The organism is Actinomadura sp. KC345, from assembly GCF_004348515.1.
Classification (GTDB): Bacteria; Actinomycetota; Actinomycetes; order Streptosporangiales; family Streptosporangiaceae; genus Spirillospora.
On the sequence record NZ_SMKH01000275.1, the window covers coordinates 1 to 10,302 of the forward strand.

The window sequence follows — 10,302 nt, forward strand, 5'->3', positions numbered from 1 at the left end:
CCGGTGATGCCCGCCCGCGGAAAGGGTGACGCCACGGAGACCGTCCGCGGCGGCCACGCCGCTCCCGGGTCCCCGGCGAGCACGGCGCCGAACGCGGGGCCCGGCGCCACCACGGACACGCCGGCACGTCCGGCGTCCGAGGGCCAGGCGCCGGCGGACGGCGCGTCCCAGGTGGTGGTGATGCAGAAGGTGGTGCGGCCCGATCACGTGCAGCACTACCTGGAGGGCGGCTACGACCTCGTCGCCGGATACGTCCACCGGTTCCAGGACGTCCGGGAGCTCACCACCCCCGCCGCACTGGTCCGCGGCTTGGGACTGGTGTACGAGGGCTCGCCGTTCACGCCGATGGACGAGGAGATCCACGCGATCCGCTGGCCGGCGGTGAAGCCGCCGCTGTTCCGGCGGCCGCTGGGCGGGATCGACGAGTGGAGCATGGGGATCATCCCGGGCGGATGGGTGATCGAGAAGGCGCCGTTCCCGGGGTCGGGGTACGCGCCGGGCGACGGCCCCGCCATCCCGGAGTTCAAGATCGAGAGCCAGCGGCTGCCGCACGGCGCCGAGCTGTACCGCATCGCCGCGAACGGCCGGGAGTCGCTGGTGGCGGGCTACGACGCCGATCTGCGCCGCTGGCTGGTGAAGCTGCCGGGAGAGGGAGGGCGGGGATGAGCGTGCGGCTCGGCTACTACGCGCGCTGGCGCGGCACCGAGTACGAGGCGAGCCCGGACGGCGACCGGGTGCGGCTCTACACCTCACGGCCCGTCGACGGCTTCCGGCAGGTCACGCCGGGCAAGTACATCCATGTGGTGCCGCTGCCGGACGTGGAGCACCTGCACTACGTCACGACCCACTGCGTATGGCGCGATGAACCGTTCATCGTGCTGGGCGAGCACGACGGCTGGCTGCGCGTGGAGTACAGCGGCGGCAGGGCGCCGGTGGCGGAACGGCTCGGGCTGGAGTTGTTCGACCGCGGCGTGTACCAGGCGTGGGCGTCCAAGCACGAGGTCGAGGACCTGCACGAGGAGACCGTCTGAAAGGCGGAACCTGTGGCGGGCGCGGGGATCGGTGGCAGGTCCGGAGATCGGTGGCGGGTCTATCGGTGGTAGGTCTAAGGCATGGCGGTCATCGACATCAACGCCGACCTCGGTGAGGGGTTCGGCATCTGGGAGCTGGGCGACGACCTGGCGCTGCTGGACGTGCTCACGAGCGCGAACGTGGCGTGCGGGTTCCACGCCGGCGACCCGCTGATCATGCGGCGGGTGTGCGCGGCGGCCGTCGAGCGCGGGGTGACCGTCGGCGCACAGGTGTCGTACCGGGATCTGGCCGGTTTCGGACGCCGCGAGATGGACGTCGCAGCACCGGAACTGACCGCCGAGGTCCTCTACCAGCTCGCTGCACTGGACGGCATCGCCCGTGTGGAAGGCGGACGTGTCGCCTACGTCAAACCGCATGGGGCGCTCTACAACCGGATCGCCCGTGACGCCGTCCAAGCGCGCGCGGTCGCCGATGCGGTGCGGCAGTACGACCCTTCACTGCCACTGCTGACGCTTCCCGGTTCCGCGGTGCACGACGTCGCCGATGGGCTCACCGTGGTCGCCGAGTGCTTCGCCGACCGCGCCTACACGCCGTCCGGCGGCCTCGTGTCCCGCAGGAAGCCCGGAGCCGTCATCCACGACGAGGAGACCGTCGCCCAGCGCGCCGTCCGGATGGCCGTGGACGGCACGGTCGTGGCTGCGGACGGCACCGCGATCGCGGTCGAGGCCCGTTCCGTCTGCGTGCACGGCGACACCCCGGGGGCGGTGGCGCTGGCACGGGCGGTCCGGTCGGCGCTGTCCGGGGCCGGCGTCGCGCTGGAGCCGTTCGCATGAGAGTGCTGCGGGCGGGTGACACGGCCCTGCTCGTGGAGACCGGAGATCTCGCGACCGCGCACCGGCTGAACGCCGCGCTGCGCGACGAGCCGCTCCCCGGCGTCGTGGACGTCGTTCCCGGGGAGCAGACCGTCCTGGTGGTCGCCGACCCGTCCGCCGACCTGGACCGCCTCGCCGCACGGCTTCCGCTGCTGCGGCTGTCGGCGGACGCCGAGGGCGACGCCGAGCCGGTGGAGATCCCCGTGACCTACGACGGCGCCGACCTGGACGAGGTCGCCGACCTCACCGGGCTGTCGCGCGGCGAGGTCGTCCGGCGCCACTCCGCCGCCACGTACACGGTCGCCTACCTGGGCTTCTCTCCCGGCTTCGGCTATCTCACGGGCCTCGACCCGGCGCTGCACGTGGCCCGCCGGGAGTCACCGCGCACGTCGGTCCCGGCGGGCTCGGTGGCGATCGCGGACCGGTACGCGGCCGTCTACCCGTCCCGCTCGCCGGGCGGCTGGCGGCTGCTCGGACGCAGCGGGCTCCGGCTGTGGGACGCGACGCGCGACCCGCCGTCCCTGCTCCGTCCGGGCACGCGCGTCCGCTTCGTCCCCGAGGCGTCCTCGTGATCGAGGTGGTCCGGCCCGGGCCGCTGGCGACCGTCCAGGACCTCGGCAGGCCCGGCCGCGCCCATCTGGGCGTCCCGAGCTCCGGCGCCGCCGACGAGCGCGCCTTCCGCCTGGCCAACCGGCTCGTCGGCAATCCGGAGGACGCCGCGGCCGTGGAGTTGACCTTCGGCGGGGCCACCCTGCGCTTCCACCGGCACGCATGGATCGCGGTCACGGGGGCGCCGGTACCGCTGCGGATCAACGGCCGCGCCTACGGGACGCACGCACCGGCCCACGTCGCGGCGGGCGCGCTGGTCGAGTTCGGCACCCCGGAATCGGGGCTTCGCAGTTACCTCGCCGTCCGTGGCGGAGTCGCCGTAGAAGAGGTTCTGGGGAGCCGTTCCACCGACCTTCTGTCCGGGCTCGGCCCGCCGCCTCTGTCATCGGGCGACCACCTCCCCCTCGGTACCGCCAAGGGGCTCGGGGACATCGCCGTAGACGTGGCACCTGCACCGCCCATGCCGGGGACGCCGGTTCTGCACATCCGGCCGGGTCCACGTGACGACTGGTTCACCGAGGAGGCGCTGGCCGCGCTGACGTCCACGCTCTACCAGGTGTCACCGGAGAGCAACCGTGTGGGCGTACGGCTGGACGGCCCGCCCCTCGTCCGCGCGCGCGACGGCGAACTGGGCAGCGAAGGCATGGTCACCGGCTCGCTCCAGGTGCCGCCCAGCGGGATGCCCATCATCTTCCTGGCCGACCATCCGACGACCGGCGGCTACCCCGTGGTCGCGGTGCTCGTCCGGTCGGCCGTCCCCGACGCCGCGCAACTGCGCCCCGGCCAGAACGTCCGCTTCCGCGTCTAAGTGAGCGGCGCAGGGGCGGACCAGTCCAGGTGGGACACGTCGTTGAATCCGCGGATGGACGACAGCTCGCCGAGCCTCACCAGACGGGAGATCGACGCGTTGTCGGGGACGAGGAACGCGAACGGCCTGGCTCCGGTGGTGGACGCGAGCGCCTGCGCGATGACGCCGCCGTGGGTGAACACGGCGATCCGGCCGCCCGCGTGCGCGGCCGCGAGCCGCGTGAGGCTCTTCTCGATGCGCGCCCTGAACGCTTCGGCCTGCTCGGCGCCGGGGATGACGTCCCACCGCTCCTCGGCGAACAGCCGCTGCACCACCGGACCGTTCTCGGCGACCATCTTGCGGAACAGCCCGCCCTCCCACTCGCCGAGGTGGACCTCCCGCAGCTCTGCCTCGACCCGCGGCTCCAGCCCGAGCCGGCGCGCCAGCGGCGCCGCGGTCTCCGCGGTGCGGCGCAGGGACGTGACGTAGATGGCGTCGAAGTGCTCGTCACCGAGCCGCTCACCGACCCGCTCGGCCTGTTCCCGTCCCTCGGGCGCGAGTTCGGGGTCGCCCTGTCCGTCCACCAGCGGGAAGGGCCGGTCGGGTCGGGCCGGCGCGGAGGCCCCGTGCCTGATCAGCAGGATGTCGGCCGCGCCGTCCGGCGCCTTGTACCGCGTCTGCCCGTACTCGACCGGTTCGTCCTGCTCGCGTCGCTCATCCACGGACGGCACCCTAGACGAACGCCCCGAGGCCGCCTTGAGGCACCCCCATCAGGACAACAGCGGTACCAGGCGCCTCACCTCGTCCTTGAGCGGAGCAGCGGGAACGTCCTCGAACGGAATCACGGTCACATCCCCGTCCTCGGCCTCCCAGACACCGGCCACACGCCCCTCATGGAGGATGACCGGTGAGATCCAGCCCGCCGCGCGGCTCACCTCTTTGCGACGTTCGGCGGGCACCAGATAGGTCGCGGACGTCCCGGCCCCCAGAACGTACTGGTCGAACGCCCCCAGCAGCCGGACGGACGAAGTGGGCTCGACGGCAAGAAGTTCGTCCAGGTGTTCCCTCAGTACGTACATCTGCACACCGTCCACCTCGACGGTGGAAAGCTCGTCTTCGGTGGCCGCGAACCAGTTCTTGACGTTCCTCTTCCGGTTCAGCTTGCGCATGAGCCAGTTGTCGAACATGTCCGGGGTCGCGGGCCCGTGGGCCCCCAGGAACGCGCGGATCACCGTCCGCGCGGCCTCCTCCACGGGCGGCAGCCCCGTCCAGCCGGGCAGCCACCGCTCCGGCGAGGTGAAGGTCACGCGTGTGCCCTGCGACGGGCCGTGGCAGAGGACGCCCCACCAGGCGAGAGGCTTGAGCAGCGGACCGTAGCCGGAGCCGAGCACCTCGGCGAGATGCCGTGAGCCGGTCTCCTCGACGACGGCCGTGGTGAGTTCCTCGCGCGTGAGCGCCGACCCGTCCGCGAGGGCGTTCCTCGCCGCCTCGGCGATGGCTTCGAGGTCGGCAGGCGTGGCCCCGAAGTTCCTCTGCCAGACGGGCTTCTCCCAGTTGCGCACGGTGCCGCACAGCGCGAGGTAGGCGGCGGCCTCGTCGGCGGGCAGCAGATGCAGGGTTCCGCGCACGGCCCACGTCTTGACCAGGGTCCGCTCGTCGAGCAGTGCCCGGGACACGGCTCCCCGTTCGGGAGCCGCCTGCCGTATCGCGACGCCGAGTTCCGCCGACGACGCGACCTGCGCCTGCACTCCGGCCAGGCGCCGCGCGATCTGCGACACCGACTCGTCGGCCGGGCGTTCGAGGTACTGGCGCCGCATCCGCCAGGCGAGCACTTGCGCCCACGTCACCGAGGTCATGGCTCTGATTACAGCGCATGGCTCCGACGGCGCACACGCAGAACCCCGCTCTGCGTCAGGCCAGGCGGTGGGCGAGGTCGGCGAAGGCGTCGCGGACGTCCTCGGTGGTCAGGAACGTGAGGTCGTCGGCGGTGGCGGCGTCGCCGAGTTCGGCGGCCCGCAGCGCACGGCACGCGCACGCCTTCTCGTACATGGAGCGGGCGAAGCGGCCGTTGCCGAGTTCGTCGATCCTGCCCGCTCCGCAGGCGCGCTGGAAGACGAGGGCGAGGTCGTCGAGGGCGCGCTCCTCCCAGTGGTCGCCGCCCTCCTCGGCGATGAGCTGGGCGATGCGGAGCAGTTCGTCCGGCCCGTAGGAGGGGAAGTCCACGCGGACGTCGAACCGGGAGGCGAGACCGGGGTTGGACGACAGGAACCGGTCCATGTCGCCCTCGTAACCGGCGAGGACGACGACGAGGCGGTCCCGGTCGTCCTCCGCGCGCTTCAGGAGGGTCTGCACCGCCTCGGCGCCGAACGCGTCGCCACCGGAGTAGCCGGGGTTGCTCAGCGAGTACGCCTCGTCGATGAACAGGACGCCGCCGAGCGCCGAGTCGACCACCTTGTTCGTCTTCAGCGCCGTCGCCCCCAGATGCTCGCCGACGAGGTCGGCGCGCTGGGCCTCGACCACCTCGGGGCGGGCGAGCAGCCCGGACGCGGCGAAGATGCGCCCGAGGACGCGCGCGACGGTGGTCTTGCCGGTGCCGGGCGGCCCGGTGAAGACGAAGTGGCGTGTCGGCGGCCGGGTGACGAGGCCCTGCTCCTCCCGCATCCGGGCGACCCGGAGCTGGGCGGCGATCTCGCGGACCTGTCGCTTCACGGGTTCGAGGCCGATCATCGCGTCGAGCGAGCCGAGCGCCTCGTCGAGCGTCGGCGTCTCGGCGTAGCCGCGGTACCGCTCGGTGACCTCGGCGAACGCGGTCTCCACGTCCTCCGCGCGCAGGGTGACCAGGTCGTCGGCGCTCGGCGTGCCCGGTTCCCCGCCCGCCGAGGCGGCGTCGACGACCCGCACGTCCCGCGCGCGCGCCGCCGCCTCGGTCAGGGAGCGGACGAACCTTCCGTTCCCCAGTTCGTCGACGATGCCGCGCCGTTCGACCTCCTCGAACCGCGTCGCGAGGCGCCTGCGGGCCTCCGGATCCAGGCGGTCCTCGCGGAGCCCGGTGTGGTAGTCGGCGATCCGGAGCAGCTCGGACGGACGGTACGACGGGAAATGCACGCGCGTCCCGAACCGCGAGGCCAGCCCAGGGTTGGAGTCGAGGAACTCGGCCATCTGGACGTCGTATCCCGCGAGGATGATGACGAGGTTGTCGCGGTCGTCCTCCGCGCGTTTGAGAAGCGCCTGCACGGCCTCGTCCCCGAACCGGTCGGGCTGCCCCTCGGCGGAGTTGGCCAGGCTGTACGCCTCGTCGATGAACAGCATCCCGCCCAGGGCGGAGTCGACGAGCCGGTTGGTCTTGATGGCCGTGGCGCCGAGGAACTCACCGACGAGGTCGGCGCGGTGGGCCTCGACCACGGTGCGTTCCGGCAGCAGCCCGAAGGCGTGAAAGATCTTGGCCAGGACGCGCGCCACGGTCGTCTTGCCCGTCCCGGACGGCCCGACGAACACGAAATGCCGCATCGGCTTCTCCGTGGGGACCCCGGCGGCGGCGCGCATGTGCGCGGCCTCGATCGACGCGGCGATGGAGCGGACCTGCCGCTTGACCGGCTCCAGGCCGATCATGTCCTCCAGCTCGGCGAGTGCTTCGGCCACGGATATCTCCGGCACCTTCTCCGTTCGGGGCTCGCCGGCGGCGCGCTCGGCGGTGGCCGCGTCCGCCGCCTGCGCCGCGGCGCGGTGCGCGTGGTCCGCGTGCGCCGCCGCAGGCACGGCATCGTCATCGCCGGGGCCGCTCGGGCCGGGCCTGCGGGGCCGCTCGGACCTGCCGGGCCGGTCCGCCCGGTCGGCGGGGTCCGGGCGTTCACGCGCGTCCGGGCCGGACGGGCTCTTGCGCGGGCCCGCCGCGCCGTCCGCCTTCGGCCCGGCCTGCTCCTGGACCCAGCCGGTGTCGTAGGCCTCGGCCGGTACCGTGCGCCGGGCCCGGTCCCAGCGGTAGGCGAGGACGGCGGCGGCCGCGACCCAGCCGGGCGCCACGCTCGCCTCCGGCAGCAACCGGACGACGGCGGCCGTCACGACTCCGGCGGCTCCCAGGGCGAGGAGCGCGCTCCGCCACGGCTTGTACCCGCGCAGGCGGAACGCGACGACCGCCACGGGGAGGGCGAGCACCGCCAGTAGCAGCGCGGGATCCAGATAGGACGGCCGCCCATCGTCCGGGTACAGGCCGCCCAGGGGTACCGACAGCGCCAGCCAGGACGCGATGACCGCGACGACCGCCATGCCCGTGGGCGAGCGCAAGGTGAGGTGGGCGACGACGAGCAGGACGACGGCGGCCGCGGCCGCGCCGAGGATCGGCCCGTCCAGGACGACGGCGGCGGACACCGCGAGCGCGGCGAGGAGCGCCCCGCCCAGGAACCGGACGCCCGGGGTGACCTGGAAGTAACGCCACCGCAGGCGCTCGAAGAGATCCCGCGCCGCGGCGTCCTTCGCCGTGCGGGAGCGCGACCTGCCGAACAAAGTCATCAGAAGCGAGTAAAGCGCAGGACCGTCCGGAACGGGACTCCCCGCGCCCGGTTCGTTGACTCCCCATGACCGGGTCTGGTCCGGGACGGTGAACGCCGGTTCCGGGACCAGGACTTTTGTCCTGCCCCTACGATCGACGCGGCGGGCGATTCCCTGCGGAAGGACGCCGGGGGACGGCCTCGCCACGGATCTCGGCATTCCTTCGCTCCCGAGTGGTTCCTTCCAAGGAGACTCCTTGACCGACTCCACCCGCGCCCTGCCCGGACTGGACCCCGTCCCTGCCGCCACCAGGGGCGTCTCACGTGTCGCGGGCTACGAGATCGAGGACGAACTCCGGGCCGCATCGCCCGGGAACGGCCGCCCCATCAGGATCGCCGGAGTGGACGAGGTGGGTCGCGGCGCCTGGGCCGGACCCGTCGTCGTGTGCGCGGCGGTCACCGACCTGACCCCGCCGCCCGTCCTGCAAGGCCGGGGCGAGAGGACGATCGGGCTCACCGACTCCAAGCTCCTCACCGAGGCCCACCGCGAGTCGTTCGCCGAGCTGCTTCCCGGCTGGCTCGCCGGGCACGCCATCGGCGCGTCCGGTCCCGAGGAGATCGACGAGGTCGGGATGACCGAGGCGCTGCGGCGGGCGGCCGTCCGCGCCCTGGAGTCCCTCCCCGTCACGCCGGACGTGGTCATCCTGGACGGCAAGCACGACTTCCTGAGCCGGCCCTGGCGTGTTCGCTGCGAGGTCAAGGCGGACCTCAGGTCGGTCACGGTCGCCTCCGCGTCCGTCCTGGCGAAGGTTCACCGTGACCGGCTGCTGGCCGATCTGGACGGCGCACACCCCGGATACGGGTTCGCGGACAGCGCCGGATATCCGTCGCCCGTCCACCAGAAGGCCCTGGAGGAGTCGGGGCCCACACCGCATCACAGGATGTCCTGGTCGTATCTGGACGACCTTCCACGCTGGCGGCACCTGAAGAAGCACCGCGACCCGCTCGCCGGTGAGGGGCAGCTCAGCCTCTTGTAGCGGCGTCCCGCATCCGGCATCCCCGCGCTCCCGGGCATGAGTCATCGCCGCCTGTCCGGGTAAGCGCGACACCGGGAGGTAGTTGCCATGGACACCGTCGTCAAGAAGCTCCTGCACGAGTCCGGCGAGACGTTCGCCGAGGAGGCCGGCATCCCCTTGAAGGACCAGCCGGCCGCGCTGTTCAAGCTGCTGGTCCTGGCCAACCTGCTGAGCGCGCGCATCTCGTCCGACATCGCCCTCGCCGCGGCGCGCGAGCTGTTCGAGGCCGGCGGCGGGACGGCACGCGGGATGGGCAGGCTGACATGGCAGGAACGCGTCGACGCGCTGGGACGCGGCCACTACGTCCGCTACGACGAGAGCACCGCGTCCCGCTTGGGCGACACCGCCGAGATCGTCCAGGACAAGTACAAGGGCGACCTGCGGCGCCTCGCCATCGACGCCGAACGCGACCCCGGGAAGGCGGCCGAGCTGCTCCAGGAGTTCCCGGGCATCGGGCCCACAGGCGTGGACATCTTCTGCCGTGAGGCCCAGGCCGTCTGGCCCTGGCTCCGCCCCTACATCGACGGCCAGGTGAAGAAGGGCGCCGGACGGGTCGGCCTTCCCACCGACGCCGGTGAGCTCGCCTCCAAGGTCCCCGACAAGGACCTGGCGCGGCTCACCGCCGCCTTGGTGAGAGTGGCGCGCGACAAAAAACTGGCCGACACCGTGAAGGCCGCGTGACCCCGCGGGCGGTTCAGTCCTTGCCGCGTGCCGCGACCCACTCCAGGTTCCAGTTGTACGCCTGGTCGACGGTCATCTTCCCCCAGCGGGGACGGCCCGGCGGCGGCAGGATGTAGCGCCCCTCGCGGCGGACGACCAGCTCGCCGTTCACGTTCTCGATGAGCGCCAGGACCGCGTCACGGGACGCGTCCACGCAGTCGTTCATGCGCATCTCGATCGGCGGCGCGCCCACCGGGAACAGCGTGGCGACCGCGTCCATGCCGCGGAAGTCGTCGGCGCCGTCGTAGATCTCGGCGAACACCAGGATCCGCTTGAACTCCGCGGTGTGGTCGAGGTTGATGTGGAGGTTCTCGCCCGTCTCGATCGCCCCGGTGCGGTCGTCCTTGTCGAGCTTGATGTACGGCGGGCGCTCCAGGGCGCCCATGTCGCCCAGTGCGTGGATGATGCCCTTGCGGCCGTCCTTCAGCTCCCAGAGGCAGCACAGGTCGAGGTCGAGGTCGACGCCGCGGCGGCGCTTGCCGAGCCGCCCCTTGGCCGCGCCCTCGCGCGCGGTCCAGTTGAGGTTGACGCGCATGTGACCGGACGTCGCGCCGTGCTTGGTGAGCGAAACCGACGGCGCGCTCTTGGTGAGCGACACCGTGCCCCCCTGCGGCTGCTGCTGGGGCGGCGGCGCGGCGCCTGGCGGGGGCGGAGGCGCGTACTGACCGCCGGGCGGCGGAGGCGCGTACTGGCCGCCGGGCGGAGGCGGCGGGGGCGTGTAC

General features: G+C 72.7%; 9 protein-coding genes and 2 pseudogenes. 7 read left to right on the forward strand and 4 right to left on the reverse strand.

Going from position 1 to position 10,302, the window contains the following annotated elements:
- The 5 genes and pseudogenes from E1281_RS40675 to E1281_RS31770 all read left to right on the forward strand — a co-directional run.
- Positions 1–666: pseudogene (locus E1281_RS40675) on the forward strand (hypothetical protein); the annotation flags it as partial.
- The gene (locus E1281_RS31755) at positions 663–1,031 is read left to right on the forward strand and encodes a hypothetical protein (protein WP_131883406.1); all 369 of its coding nucleotides are present in this window, start codon (positions 663–665) and stop codon (positions 1,029–1,031) included. The pseudogene E1281_RS40675 and the gene E1281_RS31755, both read left to right, overlap by 4 nt.
- 81 nt (positions 1,032–1,112) lie before the next feature.
- Positions 1,113–1,865: a 5-oxoprolinase subunit PxpA gene (locus E1281_RS31760; RefSeq protein WP_131883407.1), complete on the forward strand. Its 753-nt coding sequence runs from the start codon at positions 1,113–1,115 to the stop codon at positions 1,863–1,865.
- Positions 1,862–2,476 (forward strand): 5-oxoprolinase subunit PxpB, encoded by a 615-nt coding sequence (gene pxpB, locus E1281_RS31765; protein WP_131883408.1) that lies wholly within the window; start codon positions 1,862–1,864, stop codon positions 2,474–2,476. The genes E1281_RS31760 and pxpB overlap by 4 nt, the downstream gene beginning before the upstream one ends.
- Positions 2,473–3,321 carry a biotin-dependent carboxyltransferase family protein gene (locus tag E1281_RS31770; protein ID WP_131883409.1) on the forward strand — a complete coding sequence of 283 codons (849 nt, stop codon included), beginning with the start codon at positions 2,473–2,475 and terminating at the stop codon, positions 3,319–3,321. The genes pxpB and E1281_RS31770 overlap by 4 nt, the downstream gene beginning before the upstream one ends.
- On the opposite strand, the gene E1281_RS31775 is transcribed toward E1281_RS31770, so the two are convergent.
- From E1281_RS31775 to E1281_RS31785, 3 genes are read right to left on the reverse strand one after another with little or no spacing between them, the layout of a single operon-like run.
- Positions 3,318–4,022, reverse strand: a complete 705-nt coding sequence (locus tag E1281_RS31775; protein ID WP_131883410.1) for a histidine phosphatase family protein — start codon at positions 4,020–4,022, stop codon at positions 3,318–3,320. The genes E1281_RS31770 and E1281_RS31775 overlap by 4 nt on opposite strands.
- Before the next feature lie 48 nt (positions 4,023–4,070).
- Positions 4,071–5,156 carry a winged helix DNA-binding domain-containing protein gene (locus tag E1281_RS31780; protein ID WP_131883411.1) on the reverse strand — a complete coding sequence of 362 codons (1,086 nt, stop codon included), beginning with the start codon at positions 5,154–5,156 and terminating at the stop codon, positions 4,071–4,073.
- A gap of 55 nt (positions 5,157–5,211) precedes the next feature.
- Positions 5,212–7,806 (reverse strand): AAA family ATPase, encoded by a 2,595-nt coding sequence (locus E1281_RS31785; RefSeq protein ID WP_131883412.1) that lies wholly within the window; start codon positions 7,804–7,806, stop codon positions 5,212–5,214.
- A 265-nt stretch (positions 7,807–8,071) separates the two neighbouring features.
- Here E1281_RS31785 and E1281_RS31790 point away from each other — a divergent pair, with 265 nt between their 5' ends.
- A complete protein-coding gene (locus tag E1281_RS31790) occupies positions 8,072–8,821 on the forward strand; it encodes a ribonuclease HII (protein ID WP_243717634.1) in 750 nt (249 codons plus the stop codon).
- 87 nt (positions 8,822–8,908) lie between these two features.
- Positions 8,909–9,541, forward strand: coding sequence for an endonuclease (locus E1281_RS31795; RefSeq protein WP_131883414.1), 633 nt, complete (start codon positions 8,909–8,911; stop codon positions 9,539–9,541).
- A 13-nt stretch (positions 9,542–9,554) separates the two neighbouring features.
- Here E1281_RS31795 and E1281_RS31800 read toward each other — a convergent pair.
- Positions 9,555–10,302, reverse strand: a pseudogene (locus E1281_RS31800) (stress protein); the annotation flags it as partial.

Coding starts and splice junctions, on each gene's coding strand:
- E1281_RS31760 (WP_131883407.1), top strand. CDS start 1,113: ATGGCGGTCATCGACATCAACGCCGACCTCGGTGAGGGGTTCGGCATC.
- E1281_RS31780 (WP_131883411.1), bottom strand. CDS start 5,156: ATGACCTCGGTGACGTGGGCGCAAGTGCTCGCCTGGCGGATGCGGCGC.
- E1281_RS31785 (WP_131883412.1), bottom strand. CDS start 7,806: ATGACTTTGTTCGGCAGGTCGCGCTCCCGCACGGCGAAGGACGCCGCG.
- pxpB (WP_131883408.1), top strand. CDS start 1,862: ATGAGAGTGCTGCGGGCGGGTGACACGGCCCTGCTCGTGGAGACCGGA.
- E1281_RS31795 (WP_131883414.1), top strand. CDS start 8,909: ATGGACACCGTCGTCAAGAAGCTCCTGCACGAGTCCGGCGAGACGTTC.
- E1281_RS31755 (WP_131883406.1), top strand. CDS start 663: ATGAGCGTGCGGCTCGGCTACTACGCGCGCTGGCGCGGCACCGAGTAC.